Source organism: Pseudarthrobacter sp. J1763 (assembly GCF_050490295.1).
In the GTDB taxonomy this organism is placed as follows: domain Bacteria; phylum Actinomycetota; class Actinomycetes; order Actinomycetales; family Micrococcaceae; genus JBNPEO01.
In genome coordinates this window covers 40,856-62,530 of the sequence record NZ_JBNPEN010000014.1, presented here as the reverse complement: position 1 = coordinate 62,530, position 21,675 = coordinate 40,856, and the positions used below count along the sequence as shown (strand labels likewise).

18 protein-coding genes are annotated in these 21,675 nt (G+C 58.0%); 12 read left to right on the top strand and 6 right to left on the bottom strand.

Annotated features, from left to right (window positions below; genetic code table 11):
- Window positions 1-2: 2 nt before the first annotated feature.
- Both ACQQCD_RS12405 and purB read right to left on the bottom strand, forming a co-directional pair.
- The gene (locus ACQQCD_RS12405) at window positions 3-824 is read right to left on the bottom strand and encodes an amino acid-binding protein (RefSeq protein WP_430268687.1); all 822 of its coding nucleotides are present in this window, start codon (window positions 822-824) and stop codon (window positions 3-5) included.
- A gap of 99 nt (window positions 825-923) precedes the next feature.
- Window positions 924-2,366 carry an adenylosuccinate lyase gene (gene purB, locus ACQQCD_RS12400; protein WP_430268686.1) on the bottom strand — a complete coding sequence of 481 codons (1,443 nt, stop codon included), beginning with the start codon at window positions 2,364-2,366 and terminating at the stop codon, window positions 924-926.
- A 519-nt stretch (window positions 2,367-2,885) separates the two neighbouring features.
- Between purB and ACQQCD_RS12395 the strand changes: the two genes are divergently transcribed.
- Both ACQQCD_RS12395 and map read left to right on the top strand, forming a co-directional pair.
- Complete coding sequence (locus ACQQCD_RS12395) at window positions 2,886-4,439, top strand: hypothetical protein (protein ID WP_430268685.1); 1,554 nt, start codon at window positions 2,886-2,888, stop codon at window positions 4,437-4,439.
- Window positions 4,440-4,512: 73 nt separating this feature from the next.
- Window positions 4,513-5,283 (top strand): type I methionyl aminopeptidase, encoded by a 771-nt coding sequence (gene map / locus ACQQCD_RS12390; protein WP_430268684.1) that lies wholly within the window; start codon window positions 4,513-4,515, stop codon window positions 5,281-5,283.
- Between the two features lie 3 nt (window positions 5,284-5,286).
- Here the strand turns inward: map and ACQQCD_RS12385 are convergent, their stop codons facing one another.
- Window positions 5,287-5,721 (bottom strand): phage holin family protein, encoded by a 435-nt coding sequence (locus ACQQCD_RS12385; protein ID WP_430268683.1) that lies wholly within the window; start codon window positions 5,719-5,721, stop codon window positions 5,287-5,289.
- A 72-nt stretch (window positions 5,722-5,793) separates the two neighbouring features.
- On the opposite strand from ACQQCD_RS12385, the gene hisC reads away from it, so the two are divergent.
- The 4 genes from hisC to ACQQCD_RS12365 all read left to right on the top strand — a co-directional run bounded on the left by hisC (window position 5,794) and on the right by ACQQCD_RS12365 (window position 10,854).
- Window positions 5,794-6,930: a histidinol-phosphate transaminase gene (gene hisC, locus ACQQCD_RS12380; RefSeq protein WP_430268682.1), complete on the top strand. Its 1,137-nt coding sequence runs from the start codon at window positions 5,794-5,796 to the stop codon at window positions 6,928-6,930.
- A 141-nt stretch (window positions 6,931-7,071) separates the two neighbouring features.
- Window positions 7,072-8,301, top strand: a complete 1,230-nt coding sequence (gene pdhA, locus ACQQCD_RS12375) for a pyruvate dehydrogenase (acetyl-transferring) E1 component subunit alpha (protein WP_430268681.1) — start codon at window positions 7,072-7,074, stop codon at window positions 8,299-8,301.
- Entirely contained in the window at window positions 8,298-9,278 is a 981-nt protein-coding gene (locus ACQQCD_RS12370) for an alpha-ketoacid dehydrogenase subunit beta (protein ID WP_430268680.1), read from the top strand. Before pdhA ends, ACQQCD_RS12370 begins: the two co-directional genes overlap by 4 nt.
- Window positions 9,279-9,345: 67 nt before the next feature.
- On the top strand, window positions 9,346-10,854 hold the full coding sequence (locus tag ACQQCD_RS12365; RefSeq protein ID WP_430268679.1) for a dihydrolipoamide acetyltransferase family protein: 1,509 nt from the start codon (window positions 9,346-9,348) through the stop codon (window positions 10,852-10,854).
- A gap of 109 nt (window positions 10,855-10,963) precedes the next feature.
- On the opposite strand, the gene ACQQCD_RS12360 is transcribed toward ACQQCD_RS12365, so the two are convergent.
- The 3 genes from ACQQCD_RS12360 to ACQQCD_RS12350 form a co-directional block, all read right to left on the bottom strand.
- The gene (locus ACQQCD_RS12360) at window positions 10,964-11,392 is read right to left on the bottom strand and encodes a universal stress protein (RefSeq protein ID WP_430268678.1); all 429 of its coding nucleotides are present in this window, start codon (window positions 11,390-11,392) and stop codon (window positions 10,964-10,966) included.
- 75 nt (window positions 11,393-11,467) lie between these two features.
- Window positions 11,468-12,760, bottom strand: a complete 1,293-nt coding sequence (locus ACQQCD_RS12355) for a PLP-dependent aminotransferase family protein (protein WP_430268677.1) — start codon at window positions 12,758-12,760, stop codon at window positions 11,468-11,470.
- A gap of 148 nt (window positions 12,761-12,908) precedes the next feature.
- Window positions 12,909-13,481 carry an NAD(P)H-dependent oxidoreductase gene (locus ACQQCD_RS12350; RefSeq protein WP_430268676.1) on the bottom strand — a complete coding sequence of 191 codons (573 nt, stop codon included), beginning with the start codon at window positions 13,479-13,481 and terminating at the stop codon, window positions 12,909-12,911.
- Between the two features lie 113 nt (window positions 13,482-13,594).
- Between ACQQCD_RS12350 and ACQQCD_RS12345 the strand changes: the two genes are divergently transcribed.
- The 6 genes from ACQQCD_RS12345 to ACQQCD_RS12320 all read left to right on the top strand — a co-directional run bounded on the left by ACQQCD_RS12345 (window position 13,595) and on the right by ACQQCD_RS12320 (window position 21,618).
- A complete protein-coding gene (locus tag ACQQCD_RS12345; RefSeq protein ID WP_430268675.1) occupies window positions 13,595-14,203 on the top strand; it encodes a TetR/AcrR family transcriptional regulator in 609 nt (202 codons plus the stop codon).
- 289 nt (window positions 14,204-14,492) lie between these two features.
- The gene (locus ACQQCD_RS12340) at window positions 14,493-15,476 is read left to right on the top strand and encodes an ABC transporter permease (protein WP_430268674.1); all 984 of its coding nucleotides are present in this window, start codon (window positions 14,493-14,495) and stop codon (window positions 15,474-15,476) included.
- Between the two features lie 2 nt (window positions 15,477-15,478).
- Window positions 15,479-16,438, top strand: a complete 960-nt coding sequence (locus ACQQCD_RS12335; protein WP_430268673.1) for an ABC transporter permease — start codon at window positions 15,479-15,481, stop codon at window positions 16,436-16,438.
- Window positions 16,435-18,624 (top strand): dipeptide ABC transporter ATP-binding protein, encoded by a 2,190-nt coding sequence (locus ACQQCD_RS12330; protein WP_430268672.1) that lies wholly within the window; start codon window positions 16,435-16,437, stop codon window positions 18,622-18,624. The genes ACQQCD_RS12335 and ACQQCD_RS12330 overlap by 4 nt, the downstream gene beginning before the upstream one ends.
- A gap of 42 nt (window positions 18,625-18,666) precedes the next feature.
- A complete protein-coding gene (locus tag ACQQCD_RS12325; RefSeq protein WP_430268671.1) occupies window positions 18,667-20,379 on the top strand; it encodes an ABC transporter family substrate-binding protein in 1,713 nt (570 codons plus the stop codon).
- 138 nt (window positions 20,380-20,517) lie between these two features.
- Window positions 20,518-21,618 carry a Gfo/Idh/MocA family oxidoreductase gene (locus tag ACQQCD_RS12320; RefSeq protein WP_430268670.1) on the top strand — a complete coding sequence of 367 codons (1,101 nt, stop codon included), beginning with the start codon at window positions 20,518-20,520 and terminating at the stop codon, window positions 21,616-21,618.
- Window positions 21,619-21,675: the final 57 nt, after the last annotated feature.

Sequence of the window (21,675 nt, the reverse complement as noted above, 5' to 3'; positions counted from 1 at the left end):
CCTCAGTTGAGGGTGGCGAGTTCGGTGCGTTCTGCCAGTTCGGCCAGCCGGTGAGCCCTAGCTGACTCGGCAGGGGTAAACGGCTCACCAGGCCTACTGAGGACCAATGGCGGCCCAAAGGCTGTAGGCAATTTCATCACACATGCCTCCTCGCCCGGGTATCGCTCGCCGTCGGGTAATCCCAGCTTGGCCCGGAGCAGTTCCGCAACAGCTAGGCCCAGCTCCGCCGGACGTTCGCTGACTCTGATTGCAAGACTCAAAGCCATTGTTTGCCCGTCGGCGAGAGCCAACGCGGTGGTGGGCCACAGGGCTGGACCGGTGCCGCCGCCCTCGCTCAAATACTGCAAGATCTTCCGCTCGGACAACTCGGCGGGGGCCGAAAGAACTAACTCGTCCATCACTGCACCGCTGAGCTGATGGACGTGGATGCTCAGAATATTAACATCATGCCGGGCCAGCTCGTGAGTCACGGACTCGAGTGCGCCGGGCTCATCCCGCAGTACCACCCGGGCGCGCCACAGGGATGCAGAACTGTGCAGTCGCCGTCGCTTTTTCAGCGCTGGAGCGTGCAACCAGCGCTGCAGAACACGGGCAGCCGAAGGCTCAGCCACCCAGATCACCAACACTGTGGCCGTGAGCGTCAAAACCAAAACTTTCAACACGTACGGCAGATGGGATTCCACCACTACGGCGTGCACCACTAGCTCAATAGGCAGCATGGCGGCGATGTTGGCCACAGTCAGCCGTGCCTTAGGCGGTTCAGGGAGCCTGCCACACACCTCGCACGCAAGCTCATGACTTGGACCAGTTGCAGAATGATTCATCACTCCATGCTGGCTTGCTGTTGTTTCGGGCCAGTTTCCCGCTCAGTGCAACAAGGAAAACTCTGCGTTTCACCGAATCGTGTTGTCTTGCAGCCGAGGTTACTTGAGGTGGTCCACCAGGGCGTCAGCAATACCTGTGTAAAGGCCCGGCGTCAATGCGAGCAAACGCTCCTGCGCCTCCGGGCTCAAGCCCAAACCTGACACAAATTCTTGCATCCGGGCGCCATCAACGCGCTGACCACGAGTGAGGTCCTTGAGGCGCTCGTACGGGTTCTCCATGCCCTCAACACCGGCGATAGCCTCGGCGCGCATCACCATCTGAATGGCTTCGCCCAAAACTTCCCAGTTCTGATCCAGGTCCGCGGCCAGAACCTCCTCCGCCACGTCCAGGCGCTCCAGACCCTTAGAAACGTTGGAAATAGCCAGGAGAGAGTGACCAAAAGCCACACCGATGTTGCGTTGGCTCGAGGAGTCAGTGAGGTCACGTTGCCAGCGGGACGTCACCAAAGTTGCGCCCAGAGTGTCCAGCAAACCGTTGGAGATCTCCAAGTTTGCCTCGGCGTTTTCGAAGCGGATCGGGTTCACCTTGTGCGGCATGGTGGAGGACCCAGTGGCACCAGCAACCGGAATCTGGCGGAAGTAGCCGATGGAAATGTAGCTCCAAATGTCCGTGCAAACGTTGTGCAGGATGCGGTTGAAACGGGCTATATCGGCGTACAGCTCTGCCTGCCAGTCATGGCTTTCAATCTGAGTGGTCAACGGGTTCCACGTCAGGCCCAGACCTTCAACAAATCCCTTGCCAACGCTCTGCCAATCGGCGCTCGGAACTGCAGCCACGTGGGCTGCATAGGTGCCGGTGGCGCCGTTGATTTTGCCCAAGTATTCGGTCTTGGAAATGCGCTCCAGCTGGCGGGTCAAACGGTGCGCAGTAACGGCGAGCTCTTTCCCCAAAGTGGTGGGGGTGGCTGGCTGACCGTGGGTGCGGGAAAGCATGGGGACATCGCGGTTGTCGCGGGCCATGGTGCTGATTTGGGCTACCAGCGCGCGGGCTGCCGGCAACCAAACGCTCTCCACGGCGCCCTTGATGCCCAGGGCGTAGGAGAGGTTGTTGATGTCTTCTGAGGTGCATCCAAAGTGCACCAGTGCTGTCAGGTTCTCGATGCCGATTGCCGGCAGGCGGCGGCCAATGTAGTACTCAACAGCCTTGACGTCGTGAACTGTTATGGCTTCGATCTCGGCTAGCTCTTTGACGGAGGCGGCATCGAATTCAGTGACGATTGCGCGCAATTTTTCCTGCTGCTCGGCGCCCAGTGGTGTGGTCCCGGGCAGAACGTTGTTGCTGGTCAGGTGAATGAGCCATTCAACTTCAACGGCAACGCGGTCGCGGTTCAGTGCCGCCTCGGACAGGTAGTCAACCAAAGGCGCGACGGCGGACTGGTAGCGGCCGTCTAGCGGCCCCAAAGCAATTTGCTCCGAAGCGTTGGCGAGGGCCAAACGGCCGGAGGGCGTACGGGACACAGCTGTGGCGGCAGATTCAGGCATAGGGCAATTCTTTCACGAACTTTGCCTACCGGCAGGTTGTGCTGAATTGCGTGACTTTTCCTCCACATAAGCAATATCGCCAAGTTGTCCACATAGTTGTTCTGGGCCCATCGCTAGCCGCCCAGTTTCAGTAGCGTCGAGGATGTGGAAAGCGGGCATTAGGTACTTGTACGTTGGGAGGCGGTAGGCAATGAGTGAACATGGTTTCGACCCGTCGCTGCAGTGTGCGGTGGGCGGGGCGAGTGTGGAAGAGCGGGCGGCCGATCTTGCTGCAGTTATTGAATTACTTAAGGCGGATGCGGTGGCCGTTGAGGACATCAGAGACAGAGTTCTCGCAGCCGGAGTCGCGGAGTGGAAATCCATTGCAGGTGAGGCTTTTCGCGATTGTGTACACCGCCGAGCCGGGGAACTGCGCTACGCCGCAGAGGACTTACGTGCGGCTGCGGTCTGGCTACAAAATTTTGAGCCAGGCAACGGGCGTGCGGGCTCGAGTAGGTCCGCGCTATCGAGCGGCTTCCGGTGAACGAGGACGACTCGCCTGGGGCGCACTATTCGGTGAACGGGCGTAGGTACGGTGGGAGCCACGTACGGATTGAGGATCTGCGCCGTAGCGCGGCGGCATTTCGAGAGAGCGCTGACCTCTTGGACTACCGCAGCATGGCCATCCGTCAGCATGGAAACCGGCTGAGGTACAGCTCCAATGCATGGGGCATGGGTGTGGGGCTGGACTTGGGGTTGGGTGTTGTGGGCGGACTTGCTGCAGCTGATGAGGCTGGCCAAAAGCTTGTTCGGTTAGGTTCAACTCTGCGGGAAATGGCTCGAGAAGCTGACAGCTCGGCCACAAGGTATCAAGAAGCTGACGCTCTGGCCGTGTCGCAGCCAGGAATCGGCCTAGCGGCCCAAGGGTTAGTGGCGGGGGTGCCGAGCATAACGGTTGCTGCCTTAGGACCAGTTGGTGGGTATGTCTGGGACTGGGCTGGTAAGGCGAGTGGTTTAACCGGAGTTGAACGGTTCACGTGGATGCTCAGCTTGGGTGCACTGCTCACGGGAGCGTTTCGTGCCGGAGCTCTCGCCTACAAAAGTTCCGATTTGCCTGTGGATGATGACACCACCGGTCTAGGCACTTTGGGTTCTGCTTTCGCTGGTGTTCAACGCGCTGCTGGGGACCTTCCGCTCTCAGATGCCTCCACACCCGAAGCAGGGGTTGGGAACAAAGTCGAATCAACGGCGCCAAATTCGTCCATCATCGTGGAGAAGATCCCTCGAAAGGATGGCACGTACGCAGTGATCGTCAGCATCCCCGGGACCCAAGGGGAATTGTTGCCAGATACGTATGGTGTCCACGATTGGGAGGGGAACATTGTCGGAATGTCGCGCGGACGTGCAATGGCCCAAGTCCTTGTGGAACGAGCCCTACAGGAACAGGGAGTAACCCCAGAGGATCATGTGATTCTCAACGGTCACAGCCAAGGTGGAATCCATGCCATGGCGCTCGCGGCAGATCCGGAATTTATGGCCAAGTTTCATGTTGAAGCGGTCAACGTTGCCGGTAGCCCGGTGGCCAGATTCCATGTGCCACAGACCGTGAGTGTTCTGGCTATTGAAAATACCGATGACATTGTGCCCAGTACCGATGGCCTAGCAAACCCAGTTACCCCCAATTTCACAACGGTCACCACCGATAGGTACCCGGGCAGAAGCCTGGATAACGAAGGGGCTAGGCTCAAAACCATCCAAAATGCTCATAATCTAGATAATTACGTAAGCGGTGCAAAAGTGCTAGATACCAGCACGGATCCGGCCATCGTTGAGCACCGCAAAGTGATGAACTCAATCTTGGGCCCGGATGTGCTTGCAGCCCCGGACAATGCAGACGCAGAAAATGAGAGAACCGGAGTGGCCGCGGGCGGGTTGGTGGCAGGCGGGGCACTCATTGCGGGTGCGGCTGCGGGTGCGACTGTGGGTGGGACGTATGGTCGCGGTAATGGCCCCGATGTGGACGGTCGAGGTCCGGTTGCGCGGCGTCGAACCCGAACTATCTACACGGGGAGAGATCGCGGACATATGGGGTAGCCAGCCCCGCTCATGGCAACTATCGCATGGCGCGAGTACGCTGACCGGTGAACCGAACCGTGAAAGGCGCGCAATGATCGAGATCCTTAATGAGCAAGAAGTTGGCCGGGCACGAGTCACAGGTGCTCTGGTTGGCACCATTTTGCAGACCATTAAAAGCAAGTGCCAAGTAGGCACCAACCTCCTTGAAATCGATCGCTGGACCAAAGAGATGATCCTCGAAGCCGGGGCTGAGTCTTGCTACGTGGATTACGCGCCGGCCTTCGGTTCAGGACCGTTCGGTCACTATATCTGCACCTCCGTCAACGATGCAGTGCTTCATGGACTACCGCACGACTACGCGCTCGCTGACGGGGATCTCCTCACCCTTGATCTCGCAGTTCTGAAAGACGGTATCGCCGCGGATTCAGCCATCAGCTTTGTGGTTGGGGCCAACCACAAGCCAGAAGATGTTGCACTCATTGAAACCACCGAGCGGGCGCTCGCAGCCGGAATTGCCGCTGCCAAGCCTGGAGCCAAAATTGGCGACCTCGCCTACGCCATGGGCGCTGTTCTGAAAGCAGCCTGTTATCCGATCAACCTTGAATTCGGTGGTCACGGCATTGGCTCCACCATGCACCAAGATCCTCACGTTCCCAACATGGGCCGCCCAGGCCGGGGATTCGTCCTCCGCCCAGGGCTGATGATCGCCCTCGAACCGTGGGTGATGGTAGACACAGACAAGCTCGTTACAGACCCCGACGGCTGGACGCTCCGAAGCTCCACTGGGTGCCGCACCGCCCATAGTGAACACACCGTAGCGATCACCGAAACGGGTGCAGAAATTATGACGCTCGCAAACTAGCCACTAGCTCCGTTTGGTGAGTGGCTTGGTCATTCCCCCTACCACCAGTGAGATCACGCTGATGATCAGGGAAGCCAAAATTGCCGTCCAAAAGAACGCGTCGATCTGCAAATGAACAGGGGTATAGCCGCTGAGCCAAGCCGTCAGGTAAAGCATGCCCGCGTTGATAATAATGCTGAACAAACCCAGCGTAAGGACCGTGATCGGCAACGCCAGAAGCTTGATCAAAGGCCGAATCAGGGTGTTCACCAAAGCAAAAATGAGCCCGATGAACAAATAGGCCAGCACTACACCAACGGTGGCTGAGTTGTCCCCGGCACCCGCGTTCGCCGCAGCGTTGGCCGTTGCAGTGGAAGCTATTGTCAGGCCTGGCAACAGGAAACTTGCAACCCACAGCGCCAAGGAATTGATCAAGACTTTGAGGATAAAGGAGAGCATGCCTCAATGCTGGCACACAAAGCTGCAGATAAGTCAGGGAGTTCGGGCCAGCGTTCGGACTAGGCTAAGGGAATGACTTCCGAGCACACCACCACGGAAGGCGCTGCAGCTGCCGCCGCTCCGCATCCCCGCCCAGTACTGAAGACCCTTCCCGCCTACGCCGCAGGAAAACCTCCCGCACCTGTTGACGGTCTGACCAGCTACAAGCTCTCTTCCAACGAGAACCCATTACCGCCCATCCCGGCAGTATCGGCTGCAATCGCTGATTTCCAAGACTTCAACCGGTACCCGGACCCGCTCAGCACGGCGCTGCGTGAAGCACTGAGCAGTTTCTCCGCGGTCCCGGCCGAGGATATTGTCACCGGATCCGGAAGCCTAGGGGCGTTGAACCAGATTTTGGCGGCTTTTGCCGGTTCCAACGACGACGGCAAACCAGACGAAGTGATTTACGCTTGGCGCTCCTTCGAGGCCTACCCCATCTCGGTGAGTCTTGCTGGTGCCCAAAGTGTTCAAGTGCCGCTAACTTCAGACGGCCGGCACAACCTCGAGGCAATGGCAGAGGCAATTGGCGCGCACACCCGCGTGATTCTGCTATGCACCCCAAATAACCCCACCGGCCCGGTGTTGCGTGCCGAGGAGACCGAAGTTTTTATTAAGCGGGTTCCCTCGAACGTGGTTGTGGTGATTGATGAGGCGTACCAAGAATTCGTTCGTGACCCGGAAGCCGTTGATGGCCTAGAAATGTACAAGAAGTACCCCAACGTCATTGTGCTGCGGACCTTCTCCAAAGCCCACGGCTTGGCTGGTTTGCGCGTGGGTTACTCGGTGTCCCAAGCAGGAATCACCGCTCAATTGCGCAAGGCAGCCACACCTTTTGCCGTGTCTCAAATTGCCGAACGGGCAGCTATTACCTCCCTGGAAAACTACGCTGACGTTGAATGTCGGGTTCAGAGCATTGTTGACGAGCGGGAGCGTGTAGTGGACGGGCTCAAAGACCTTGGTTGGGACATTCCACAAGCCGAAGGGAACTTCGTTTGGCTCAACGTTGGGGACAATAGTGCTGAGTTTGCCGCGCTCGCTGCTGAACACGCACTGAGCGTGCGTGCCTTTGCTGGCGAAGGTGTGCGTGTGAGCATTGGTGAGCCCGAAGCAAACACCCGCTTTTTGGCGATGTGTGCCGGGTATACAAAAGCGCCGCGAGGATCCTAGCGCTTAACAACCGCTGTAAACGTGGCCTTTCCCCGCTAAAGTGAACTGCGGAAGTAATACATATTCCCCAAATGGAATGCATGCCATTTGGGGAATATATCCGGTGAAAATGCTGGTTGAAGCGGCAGGCAAGGAGACGGCATGGGTGAAGCTACGTTACCCACCACCGAGTTCGATGGTGTGGAGCAAGACAACGTCCAAGAAGCGTGGGCCCAGCAAGTCCAGGGTGGCCCGGGAGCCGGAATGATCCAGCTTTTGGATCAAGACGGTGTGCTGAAAGAGGACGCGTTCTTCTCTAGCTATGCCCAAAAACTGGATCCGGAGAAGCTTAAAGGTTTCTACCGGGACATGGCCAAGGTTCGCCGCTTCGACCAAGAAGCCACTGCCCTCCAGCGCCAAGGCCAGTTAGCCCTCTGGGTTCCGCTCACGGGACAAGAGGCTGCTCAAATCGGTTCCGGCCGCGCCACACAACCGCAGGACTATCTGTTCCCCACGTACCGCGAACACGGTGTGGCTCTCACGCGTGACGTTGACATGGCCGAACTGCTCAAGCAATTCCGTGGAATTTCCAATGGCGGTTGGGACCCTCGCGAAAACAATTTCCACCTCTACACTTTGGTCCTCGCGGCACAAACCCTGCATGCAGTTGGTTATGCCATGGGCATCCAACGCGACCAGAAACGTGGGATCACCAGCCAGACCGGGCCAGGCGCCGTCGTCGCTTATTTTGGTGACGGAGCCAGCTCTGAAGGCGACGTTCACGAATCTATGGTCTTTGCAGCGAGCTTTAACGCGCCAGTGGTTTTCTTCTGCCAGAACAACCACTGGGCTATTTCCGTTCCCACCGCCGTGCAAACTAAGGTGCCGTTGAGCCAGCGTGCCAATGGCTACGGGTTCCCGGGAATCCGGGTGGACGGAAACGATGTCATTGCCGTGCATGCTGTGACCGAGTGGGCACTTGAGCATGCTCGCCAGGGCAAGGGTCCGGTACTGATCGAAGCCTTTACCTACCGGGTTGGCGCGCACACCACGGCCGATGACCCTACCAAGTACCGCGAATCCTCCGAAGAGCAGCAGTGGCGGGCCAAAGATCCGCTGGAGCGTCTAGAAAAGTATTTGCGTGCTCAAGACTTCGCAGACGACGCCTTCTTTGAATCCGTAGCAGCAGACGGTGTGGAGCTGGCCGATTATGTCCGCAAAACCACTCTGGCCCTCGAAGGCCCGGACTTCCGCGAGTCCTTCGCCAACGCCTATGCCGAGCAGCACTCTCTGGTGGCTGAAGAACTCGCGTGGTTCCAGCAATACGAAGCCGGGTTCGCCGGCGCAGACGAGGCAACAGCCACTGACACCGCCGAAGGAGTGGCCCAGTGACCACCATGACCATTGCCAAGGCCATTACGGCGGGATTGCGTGAGGCCCTGACCAAGGACGAAACCACCCTCTTGATGGGTGAAGACATCGGAGCACTTGGTGGTGTTTACCGCGTCACTGAAGGCCTGCTCAAAGAATTCGGCCCGGACCGTGTAGTGGATTCCCCGCTGGCAGAGTCCGGAATCATCGGAACGGCCATTGGGCTGGCGCTGCGCGGCTACCGGCCCGTATGCGAGATTCAGTTCGACGGTTTTGTATTCCCCGGCTTCAACCAAATCACCACCCAGCTGGCAAAACTGCACGCACGCAGCAACGGCAACCTCACGGTTCCCGTGGTGATTCGTATCCCTTACGGTGGCGGTATTGGTTCAGTAGAACACCACTCAGAGTCTCCAGAAGCGCTCTTCGCTCACACGGCAGGGCTGCGCATCATCACCCCTTCCAACCCGCATGACGCCTACTGGATGATCCAGCAAGCCATCGACTCTCAGGATCCGGTTATTGTCTTTGAACCCAAACGCCGTTATTGGCTCAAGGGGGAAGTGGATCTTGAAAGCCCCGGTGCTTCAGCTGATCCTCACAAGGCCCACGTGCTGCGCGAAGGCACCGACGCCACAGTGGTTGCCTATGGTCCGCTGGTTCCCGTTGCGCTCGCTGCAGCCGAGGCGGCTCAGGAGGACGGCCACAGTGTGGAGGTGATCGATTTGCGATCCATTTCCCCGATCGACTTTGACACTGTGGAAGCCTCGGTCAAAAAGACCGGCCGGCTAGTGGTTGCCCATGAGGCTCCCACCTTTGGTGGTATTGGCGGAGAAATTGCCTCCCGCATTAGCGAGCGTGCATTTTTGCACCTCGAAGCTCCGGTGATCCGCGTTGGCGCATTCCACCTGCCGTATCCCGTGGCCAAGGTTGAAGAACATTACGTACCGGACATCGACAGGATCTTGGAAGCTCTTGACCGGTCCTTCAGCTACTGAGCCAGCGGTTCACCCCGCTACTCCCACCATATTTCCGAACTCGACTTTTCCCTAAAGGGCGGATTCCATGAGCGTGAACAAGTTCAACCTGCCAGACGTCGGCGAAGGCCTCACCGAAGCCGAGATTGTGGCTTGGAAGGTAAAGCCCGGCGACGTTGTGGCGATCAACGATGTCCTGTGCGAGATTGAGACGGCTAAGTCCCTTGTGGAATTGCCTTCCCCCTTTGCTGGGACCGTTCTAGAGCTTCTGGCTGAGGAGGGCGTAACCATTGAGGTGGGGACGCCCATCATTTCCGTGGGTGACGCCACCGAGGCACCCGCGGCCATTGCATCCCCAGCGACGGGATCTGCTGCTGAGCCGGTGGAGCAACCCATGTACGGAACACTTCCCGCTGCAGATTCCGAGGACGCAGCGCCGGGTCCCTTGGTGGGTTCAGGTCCCAAGGCCGACGCCGTTAAGCGCCGCCCCCGCGCAGCTGCAGCATCCGCTGCGGGAACCGCAGCGCCAGCAGCTTCACAGACAGGCTCGGTTGCGTCAGCACCGCCTGTACCCGGCACTATTGCACCCGCCCCCGCCCCCGCCGCAGCCCCAGCCGCAGCCCCAGCTGCGCCAAGCCCCAGCCCCAGGGTGCGGTCGGCTGAAAAGCCGGGGATCGGCGTCGCACTCTCCGGTTTGGTTAACCGCGTTTTGGCCAAACCGCCAGTCCGTAAGATCGCTCGTGATCTTGGAATCGACCTCGCCGACGTTGTTCCCACCGGTGCACGCGGCGAAGTCACCCGTGATGACTTGGTCAGCTACCAGGCGCAACGTGACGCCGAGGTAGATCAGGCTGAAGGTTTCTGGCGGTCGAATACGGGCACTCAAGAACAGCGAATTGAACGCGTTCCGGTCAAGGGTGTCCGCAAGGCAACAGCCACGGCCATGGTGAATTCGGCCTTCTCTGCCCCGCACGTGAGCATTTTTGTTGACGTTGATGCCAGCCGAACCATGGAGTTTGTGAAGCGCCTCAAGGTCTCTCGCGATTTTGAAGGAATCAAAGTTTCGCCCTTGCTGATCCTTGCGAAGGCAGTCATTTGGGCGGCAGCGCGCAACCCCAGCGTGAACGCCACCTGGTCTGACACCGAGGACGGAAGCGGTGCAGAGATCCACGTAAAGCACTTTATGAACCTGGGAATCGCAGCCGCCACCCCGCGCGGCCTGATGGTTCCCAACATCAAAAACGCCCAGGACCTTTCGCTGAAGGAACTGGCCACTGCTCTGAATGAACTAGCCACCACTGCCCGGGCCGGCAAAACCAAACCCGCAGATATGCAGGGAGGTTCCCTGACCATCACCAACATTGGTGCGCTGGGTATCGACACCGGAACGCCCATCATCAACCCGGGTGAAGTGGCGATTGTGGCCTTCGGAACCATCAAGCAAAAGCCATGGGTCCTCGACGGTGAGGTGATCCCGCGCTGGATCACCACACTCGGCGGCTCCTTCGATCACCGTGTGGTGGACGGAGACCTCTCGGCTCGCTTTATGGCAGACGTTGCAGCCATCCTTGAAGAGCCAGCCCTGTTGCTCGATTAGGGGAGGTGCTCAATTAAGCAGGTGTTCGAGTAGCTGGTCAACTAAGCAGAAAGAGCCCCCTAAATCCGCCGAGATTTAGGGGGCTCTTTTGTGCGTTCAGTGAGGCTGATTACTCTTCAATGTCCGTCTTGGCGATGAAAACGTCACACGGAGCGGTGTGAGCTACCGTGTTGGCAACGCTACCCAGCACTCGGCCGAGTCCCTGCATACGGCGGTTTCCCACCACGATCAGCTGAGCGTTGAGACGCTCGGCTTCCTTGACCAAAGCTTCTGCCGGCTTGCCCCGCGCCGAGGAATACGTCACGGCAGGTGCGCCGCCTAGGTCGTTCGCAACAGACTTGGCGACCTTCTCGGCGTCGTCCGCGTCAGAAACAATCCAAGTATCGCTGCCACTGCCAAAAACCTCAGTGCGATCGCTGTCAAAGGCGCTTACAACGTGAAGTGTGGCACCGAGGCCAGTGGCCATGGTCAATGCTTTTTGAGCAGCTCGCTTGGCAGTTTCGCTGCCATCTACACCGACAAGAACTACACCGGACATGGTTTGACTCCTTTGTTGTACTGAAATTCGGCACGCAAGCCGCACACGTTATTGCTTAGACTACAGCGGCGCGTCTCAGAGCGCAGTGATGGCGTCTTTAAGAACAGGTGCCAGCCTGCGGACGCCTTCTGCGATGGTCTCTGGCGGGACCACACTAAATGCCAAGCGAAGCTTGTTGGACGGTTCGTCACCGTGCGTAAATGCGGCCCCAGGAATAAATACGACGCCGGCTTCGATCGCCTTTTGCAACAAGGGGTACGTGTCAACCCCTTCTGGGAGTGTGACCCACACAAAGAATCCACCTTCTGGCTTGGTCCACGAAACACCTTGGGGCATGTGCTCTTCGAGGGCTGCCAGTAAAGCGGTGCAGCGTTCCTCATAAAGTGCCCGGTAGGTTTCGATCTGCCCGCGCCAGTCAAAGTCACGCAGGTAGGCGGAGATCAGCATTTGGTTGAGTGTGGGTGGGCACAGAGTGACGGCCTCGGATGCGAGGTAAAAGCGGCGCTGGAGATGGGCTGGGACCAGCGCCCAGCCAACGCGCAAGCCCGGAGCGAAGATTTTGGAGAAGGATCCCATGTAGATCACGTCGTGTGGGTTCGCTGCTCGCATGGGGGCGTAGGGGTGACCGTCAAAGCGCAAAAGCCCGTAAGGGTTATCCTCCAAAACCAAGATATTCGCCGCACGGCATATATCTACGATCCGCTGGCGGCGCTCTTGGGCCAGGGTGATGCCGGAAGGGTTGTTGAAGTTGGGGATGGTGTAGAGGAACTTGATGTTTTTGCCCTGGGCGACCAATGCGGCAATGCGCTCTTCTAGGACTTCAGGGATAAGGCCATCCTGATCCATTTCGATCGCTTCAACTTCAACCTCATAGGCCTCAAAGGTGTTCAGCGCGCCCACGTAGGTGGGGTTTTCCACCAGAACCACATCGCCCGGGTTGCAAAAGACCTTGGTGGCCACGTCTTGTGCAGACTGTGAGCCGGCGGTGATCACCACATTTTCGGGACCAGCGTCGGTGATACCTTCGGCTGCCATCACTTCGCAGATCTGCGTACGGAGCTCTTCGGTACCCTGACCGCCACCGTACTGCAGGGCCTCCATACCTTGCTCGGAAATAATCTTGGCGGCGGCCTGACCTAGGCGTTCAAGCGGGAGGGATTGCAAGTAGGGGTTTCCGCCAGCAAGAGACACCAGTCCGGGGCGCATGGAGATATCAAATACATCCCGGACGGCGGACTGCTTAATGTTGGCGGCCCGTTCAGAGAAGAGCAATTCGTGGCGTTTCGCGGAATCCGCGGCACGCTCCAAGGCATCTAGGGCTTCGGCGGGCAGCTTCTGAGCGTCCTCGTTCAATGTTTGATGGGTCACAAGTTCAGGATACAACCCGAGGTTGTCAGTTAGGCAACAGTTGTTGCCAAAAAGTTCTCGAACGCTTGCACTTAAACAGCGCCGCCCCGGACGTTGACCATAAAAGAGCTCGGTGGTCGGCGTCCGGGGCGGGAGCGGGGGGAGGGGCCTAAGCGGCTGCCTCTTTGGTGGTATCAACCGCGGCAGTGATAGGTGCAAATAGTGCCTTGACCTGCTCTACAACCTCAGCGTCATCTTTGGGGTGGATTTCAGCAAAGCGGATCATGGATCCCGGGATGGCGAGCTTCACGTCTTCAAGAACCTTTGCGCCGGCGATTCCAACGGACTTGCGGGCGTCATCGTGGGCCCACACGCCGCCGAACTGACCGTAAGCTGTGCCGATCACGGCAACTGGCTTGCCGGACAGGGCGCTAGTACCGTGCGGGCGGGATAGCCAGTCGATAGCGTTTTTAAGCGGGGCGGTCATGGTTCCGTTGTGCTCCGGGGTGATCAGCAAAAGCGAATCTGCTGCAGCAGCGGCGTCGCGAAGTGCCTGAGCGGCTGCGGGGACCTTGCCTTCCACGTCGATGTCTTCGTTAAAGAACGGAATGTCACCCAGGGTGTCGGCGATGGTAACCTCAACGTTTTCGGGGGCCAAGGCCTTGACCGTCTCGGCGAGCTTGCGGTTGATGGATTCGGTGCGAAGGCTTCCCACGAGAGTGAGAACGGTGCTCTTAGACATATGTACTCCTTGATTGGGCCGCCGGAGGGCGGTCTGGGGTGAAGACTAGAAGTCGTTCAGAGGGCTAAACGGACTGCAGTCCGCTTTCTATTCCCGGGCTTAGACTTTATTTTGTGAGCAAACTGCCGCTACAACTCCATGGGCCCCAACCAAGGCCTTCTGCGCGCAGTGATGCCAGCAGGAATCGCCAAGCACTCTTAGACGCCGCTCACGAATTAATTGAATCGTGTGGCGCCCACGCGCTGACCATGGACAACTTGGCGTCCCGGGCCAAGGTTGGAAAGGGAACGGCGTTCCGGCATTTTGGTAGCCGCGGTGGGCTAATGATGACGTTGATCAGTGAGGCCGAGGCCGACTTCCAACGTGCCTTTATGTTTGGCCCACCGCCACTGGGCCCTGGCGCCCCCGCTCTAGAGCGGCTGATCTCTTACGGCGTAGAGCGGATCCATCTCATCCTGAAACTTGGACAGATTGTGGTGGAAGCGGAGAACGGTGTGACAAATAGGCACGACGCCGCGCCGGCCATCCTTTCCCGCCGCCACCTTGAGTTGCTGCTCACCGAAGCCGGGGTCACCGCAGATGCGTGGGTGATGGCAGCAAACTTGGCCGCCACGCTTGAAGCAGAGCGAATTCTCAATGCTGTGGAGCGGCACAAAATGCCTGTTCAGCGCCTCATTGACGGCTGGAAAGAACTCGTGACGCGTTTGGTCATGGCGGGGTAAGGTAACCTGCCGCCGGCGATTCGTCCAGTCAAATAACGTGAAAGCGTATTTTCATAACAATATGGGCGCTAACTCCGCGGTTTACGCTGCGCGCCCTCAAATTGGCTGGGAATCCTGTGATACTTTCCTCTGGAATGTGACCCGTCACACACTGATCAAAAGTTGGTGGACGGACCCAGGGAAGGACATACATTGAGCGCACTGATCTATTGCGAGCGAACCCCCGGAGGCAGCTTCCTGCCCTCCGCGGCTTGCTTCGTCGCAGACTCGACGAGGTTCTAGTAAAACGATGCTCAAGTACCTTCTGAAGCGTTCCGCCACCTACGTGGTGATGATCTTCCTGACCACCACCGCCGGATACTTCCTTGCAGTGACCACCATGAGGCCAGCCCTCTTGGAGCAAGAGAAGATCCCCAAGCCCACCCCCGAGCAGGTCCAGCACAGCTTTGCGCTTAAGGGGCTTGATCCGAACATGAGCGCATGGGACCGCTATGTTCAGTGGCTCACCGGCATCGTGACCCGCTGGGACTGGGGCCGGAGCCCTAATGGCTCCTTTGTTAACGCCGAGTTCGGTGACCGCGTGTGGATTTCTACCCGCCTGTTCATCGCCTCAATTATCCTGACGCTGATCATCGGTGTGGCGCTGGGTGTTTACTCGGCAGCGCGGCAATACAAAATCTCAGACCGTGTGGTGACCTCTTACAGCTACTTAGTCCACATCATCCCGGCGCCAATTGCCTACTTCTTGGTCCAGCTGGCAGCGATCAACATCAACGAAAACTCGGGTGACCGAATTTTCTTTGTCACTGGTATATCCAGCCCGGACGCCCCCGGAGGCTGGGCAGGCTTTGTAGATTTGATGGCCCACTATGCTGTGCCAACCTTCGCCATCACGGTGATTGGTTGGGGCGGGTACCAGATTGCTCAACGGCAGTATTTGCTCGATAACGTCAACGCGGACTTTGTTCGCACTGCCCGGGCTAAAGGACTCACCCGCAACCAAGCCATTTCCCGGCATGCACTGCGAGTCTCCTTTATCCCCGTGGCACAGAGCATTGCGTTCACCATTCCGGCTATTTTTGCTGGCGGTTTCTTCGCCGAGAAGATCTTCGCTTGGCCCGGTGTTGGATCCTGGAGCATTGACGCCATTGGTCTTCAAGACGTCAACGGCGCCACGGCTACCTTGGCCTACGGATCCGTGATCTTCGCAATCGGTGCCATATTGGCTGACTTTGCAACCACCCTTGTTGACCCGCGAGTAAGGGTGTCGTAATTATGTCCACGGTAGATTCGCTCAACACCGCTGCGGAGCACGCAGAGACAAAACTTGAGAACGAGGAAGTGGTCATCGCCAAAGGGCGGATCATCTTCCGGCGCTTTATGCGCAATAAAACGGCCGTAGCAGGCTTGGCCATTTTTGTGGCGCTCACCATTTTTTCCTGGATTGGTGGGTTCTTCACCAGCTGGGACAAAGAAACCATTGACGCGTTCAACATTGGTATGGAGCCCTCCAGCGAGCACTACTTGGGCACCTCACAGGCCGGTATTGACCTCTATGCCTTGTTGGTAGAAGGTACCCGCATCTCGATCCTGATCGGGTTGATCGTCGGTCTGGTATCTGTACTTATCGCGGCCGTTTATGGCACCTCTATGGCCTACTTTGGCGGCAAAGTAGACAAAGTCATGCTCTTTATCCTCGAAGCGCTCATTATGATGCCGGCCCTACTGGTAGTGGCTGTTGCCACCGGCGGCGGTTCAGGCGCACTCAAGGACACTCTTCCTAGCTGGCTGCTGTTGATTATTGTGTTGCTTGTTTTCAGCTGGATGGGAACGGCTCGTTTGATCCGCTCGCTGTCCATGTCCTTGATGGAACGCGATTACGTCAAAGCAGCCCGCTACATGGGTGTTCCGCCCATGAAGATTGTCTGGAACCACCTAGTTCCCAACATTGGTTCACTCTTGGTTTTAGAAATCACTCGTGGTGTTACGTACGCGATTCTGGCGGAGGTTGCCTACTCCTTTATTGGCATTGGCATCAAGGTTCCGGACGTCAGCCTCGGCGTTCTGATTGGTCAGGCCACCTCGCAAGTGCAAACCTTCCCGTGGATGTTCTGGTTCCCCTTGCTGGTGATGTTCCTGCTGACCGGTTCCTTGGCCATGATGAATGATGGCCTTCGTGACGCATTCGACCCGAGCTCTAGCTCAATTGGCAAAGCAAAGAAGAAGAAAAAATGAGCGCCAACAGCATGCCAAATTCCGTCGAAGAGGCCACCCCCGTTGAACGCTTGCACCAAGCGGGCCTGAGCGCACCGAGTGACACGGTTCTTTCGGTTCGGGATCTCAACGTCCGCTTTAACACTGAGAACGGAACTGTTCACGCTGTTCGTGGCGTTGATTTTGACCTCCGTGCTGGCAAAACTTTGGGCATTGTGGGCGAATCCGGATCAGGAAAATCCGTCACGTCTATGGCGATTATGGGACTGCTGCCGGAAACCGCGCAGATCACCGGCTCCGTCCGCTTGCACGGCAATGAACTTCTCGGTTTGAGCGACAAAGCCATGTGCAAGTACCGCGGAAGCGACATTGCCATGGTCTTCCAGGACCCGCTTTCATCCTTAACGCCGGTGTACACGGTGGGTACACAGATCATTGAGGCACTTACCGTTCACAACCCCAAGGTGAGCAAAAAGGCTAAAGAAGCCCGCGCCGTCGAACTTTTGGGCATGGTGGGAATCCCCAGCCCGGCGGCCCGGCTCAAGTCTTTCCCGCACGAGTTCTCCGGCGGTATGCGCCAGCGCGTGATGATTGCCATCGCTATTGCCAACAACCCGCGGGTTTTGATCGCTGACGAACCCACTACCGCTTTGGACGTCACCATCCAGGCGCAGGTCCTTGAAGTCCTCCACACGGCTCAAGAAGAGACCGGGGCCGCAGTGGTGATGATTACCCACGACCTCGGTGTGGTGGCCGGCATGGCTGACGACATCATGGTCATGTACGCGGGCAAGCCGGTAGAAACTGGGTCCGTGGATGACATCTACTACAACCCTCGGATGCCCTACACCATGGGGTTGTTGGGTGCTGTTCCCCGCGTGGACGTCTCCCAAAAGACCTCCCTGGTGCCCATCAACGGCACCCCACCAAACCTTCTAAACGCCCCTACGGGCTGCTCCTTTGCACCCCGCTGTCCCTTGGTCACGGATGAGTGCCTCACCGCTGAACCGCCGCTGGAGATTGTGGACGACGGCGATGGTCACCGCGCTGCTTGCATCCGCAGCAACAAGCTCGGTGCCGGTGTGGACGTTCACGAGATCTTCAAAGCACCGCCCGTGCCGGAGTCACGTTTTGATTTGATCGAACGCACCGAACGCAAAAAGGTTCTTGAACTCAAGGACGTCAAAAAACACTTCCCGCTCCTCAAAGGGGCGCTGCTCAAAAAGCGGATCGGTACCGTCAAAGCCGTTGACGGGCTGACCTTTGATATCCGTGAGGGCGAGTGCTTCTCCATAGTTGGAGAATCCGGTTGCGGAAAAACCACCACCTTGCTGGAAATTATGGAGTTCAACAAGGACGGTGACGGCGAAGTAGTTATCTCCGGCATCAGCAACAAAGAAGATTCCACCGGCAAGGCACGTACCGCCATGCGCAAGGAACTCCAGATGGTTTTCCAGGATCCCACCGGCGCCCTTGACCCGCGCTTTACCGTGTACGAGGTCCTCGCGGAACCGCTGGAGAACCTCGGAACCCCTAAGGCTGAAATCCGTACCCGCATTATGGAACTAATGCGCTTGGTTGGGTTGCAGCCTGATCACGTGAACCGATTCCCCAACCAGTTCTCCGGCGGCCAGCGGCAGCGCGTGGGTATTGCCCGTGCGCTCGCGGTGAACCCCAAGCTGGTGGTCCTCGACGAGCCAGTGTCCGCACTGGACGTCTCTGTCCAAGCTGGGGTTATTAACCTCTTGGACAAACTGCGTGCAGAACTTGGTCTGAGCTACCTGATGGTGGCTCACGATCTATCAGTGGTCCGTCACATCTCCAACCGCGTAGCTGTGATGTATCTAGGGAAAATCGTGGAAATCGGTGACGTGGACAGCGTCTTCGACAATCCACGCCACCCCTACACCCGCGCCCTACTATCGGCCATTCCGGTTCCGGACCCCGAGGTAGAGCGCACCAGGGAACGCATCATCCTGCAGGGAGATCTCCCCACCCCGCTGGATGCACCAAAGGGATGCAACTTCTCCTCGAGATGCCCGATTTTCGCGGCACTTCCCGAGGCTAAGCGCAAAAAGTGCCTAGAGGTGGAGCCGGTCCTAGAAAGCGCGGGGGCGGACCAAGAGTTTGCATGCTTCTACCCCGATGGCGAATTGGATTCCGAGATGATCGTGGTCCATGACGTCGAAACAAGCAGTACCAACTAACGAGCAAGGGCTCTACAACTCGCTCCACTTGAAGGGAACACCATGAAGAAGAACCTAAGCATTGGCGGTGCGGTAGTTATTGCCACAGCGCTTGCCCTCACGGGCTGTGGCGGAGGCAACGGTGGCAATTCCGGCCCCGAAGCTGGTAAGGGCGCCGACGCTACTGGCGACCTCGGCAAACTCGTCAGCGTCAACGCGCAGCCCGTTGACAAGCTGGATCAGGGCGGCACCGTAACTCTGCCCTTGGGTAACATCGGTCCGGCTTTCAACGGCTTCTCCGATGAAGGCAACAACGCAGACAACACCACGCTGCACAGCCCGATGGACGTTGCCGGCAACACCGGTTGCTGGTCCTCGGACTACGACGGCACCGTGACCTTGAACAAGGACTTCTGCACCGATTTCAAGTCAGAGGTCAAAGATGGCAAGCAGACCATCACCATCAAGATCAATGACAAAGCCGCTTACAACGACGGAACTCCGATCGATGTAAAGACTTTCCAGAACACCTGGAACATGCTCAACGGCAAAAATAAGGACGTCCTCATTGTGACCCCGGGTGCCTACGAGTTTGTTGACTCGGTCAAGGCTGGAGCCAGTGACAAGGAAGTTGTTGTCACCACCACGCAGCCCGTGTACCCCCTGGACGCTCTCTTCACCGGCTTTGTTAACCCCAAGGTCAACACCCCGGCAGTCTTCAATGACGGCTTCACCGGTGAACTGCACCCCGAGTGGATGGCTGGCCCGTTCAAGCTCGAGAAGTACGACTCCGCTGCAAAGACCGTCACCATGGTGCCTAACGACAAGTGGTGGGGTGCCAAGCCGGTACTGGATCGTGTGATCTTCCGCCAGCTTGAGGCCGCTGCAACCTCCGCTGCGTTCAAGAACGGCGAAGTTGATATGGCTGATGGCCGTACGTTGACCAAGTACAAGGCTCTTGAAGGTGCAAAGGACGCTGACATTCGTCGCGGTCAGCGCCTCTTCGCCGGTGGTTTGAACATCAACGCACTCCGCCCCGCTCTCAAGGACGTTGCAGTTCGCAAGGCAATCTTCACAGCTGTTGACCGCGAAGCTCTCCGCAAGGTTCGCTTCAACGGATTGAACTGGGAAGAGAAGAGCTCCGGCTCCATGATGTTGATGCCGTTCTCCCCGTACTACCAGGACAACTACCCGGTAACGGAATTCGGTGCTGATCAGGCCAAGAAGGTTCTTGAAGACGCTGGCTACAAAGCCAACGACAAGGGCGTAATGGCTAAGGACGGCAAGACTGTCTCCTTCAAGATCACCAACTTCGGTGATGACCCCACTGGTTTGGCAACGGTTCAGACCCTGCAGAAGCAGCTCCAGGCCGCCGGTATGGATGTTGGAATTGACCAGCGCGGTGACGCTGACTTCGGCAAGGTTGTCGGCGAGCGTGAGTTCGATCTGACCATCTCCGGTTACACCGTGGGTGCTGACGCTACTGATGGTGTCAAGCAGTTCTACTCCTCTGCTATCAACGACAACAAGCTTGGCGACGCTGAGCTGGATGCCGAGATTGCAAAGGTTGCTTCCATCGCTGACAACACTGAGCGCAACAAGGCAGCCATGGAGGTTGAAAAGAAGCACATGGCTAAGTACTACTCCATGGGCGTTGTGATGAACGGTCCGGAGATCTTCTTTGTACACAAGGGGCTCGCCAACTACGGCGCAGACCTCTTCAAGACCACCGACTGGTCAACAGTTGGTTGGGAAAAGGGTTCTACCCACAAGTAGATCGACCTTGAGCTGGTCAGGTGTGAGCCGCTAGCTTGAACTGATCTAGTTTGATGAACTAAAAGGCCGGCATGTTCCTTCGGGGATATGCCGGCCTTTTGTGTGCCCACAAGTTTTGTGTGCCAATAGGCTGGGAACATGACACGCAGCAGCGAAGCTTCCACGCCCGCAGAGCAATTTCATACAGGCCACATCAGGACAGCGGTGATTGGGTTTGGGCTCTCCGGGAGCGTTTTTCACGCCCCACTCATCGCTGCTAACCCAGACTTTTCGCTGGACATCATCGCAACCTCGGACGTACAGCGCGCAGCTGATGCCCGACGGCGTTACCCGGGCACCGTCGTCGTGCGTGGGGCCGCTGAGGTACTGGAAAAGGCTGACGAGTTGGATTTGGTGGTGCTCGGCACACCGCCAGCCACCCACTATCCGCTCGCGAAAGCAGCACTGGAGGCGGGCCTAGATGTGGTGGTGGATAAACCGTTTGTGGTCACGAGTGCGCAGGGTGAGGAACTCGTGGCACTCGCCCAGCGCCTGGGCCGGAAACTGACCGTCTACCAAAACCGGCGCTGGGACAACGGCTTCCTCACGGTCAAAGGCCTGCTTGAACGCGGCGAGCTAGGGACTGTGACTCGGTTCGAATCGGGCATGGAACGCTGGCAGCCGGAGATCACAAAATCGTGGAAGGCTGCAGCCACAGTGGCCGATGGTGGGGGAGTGTTTTATGACCTGGGCACCCACCTCCTAGACATCGCCGTACAGCTCTTTGGCCCGGCCGCCGTGGTGCACGCAGAGATCCAAGTTCGGCGGCCACAAGAGCACGCCGATGATGACGTTTTTGTGGTTCTTCGGCACAACCCAGTGGGGGATGCTGCCCCGGTGATGAGCCACTTGACCATGAATCAGCTCTCCGGACAGCCGGGCCCGGGCTTCCGTGTCTTGGGCACTCAGGGCACGTATCTCAAGAGTGGCATTGACCCTCAAGAGGCCCAGTTGCAGGGTGGAATGCTGCCAAGCGACCCAGGCTATGGGATTGAACCGGCCCAAGCGCACGGCTGGTTGGGTTTTCCGGGGTCGTTGGGCCGCGTCCAAACCGAACGCGGGAACTACCCCGAGTTTTACCGCCTGCTCGCGAAGGCCATTAACGCCAATGGGCCCGTCCCGGTAGATCCGGAAGGGCCCATTGAGGTGCTGCGGCTCATGGAGGCTGCGCGGCGAATCGCCGAGCAGGAACTCAGCTAGTCAGGAAACCGGCTAGTCAGAAAACCAGCTAAGCCACAACCACGTGGAGCGTTTCGC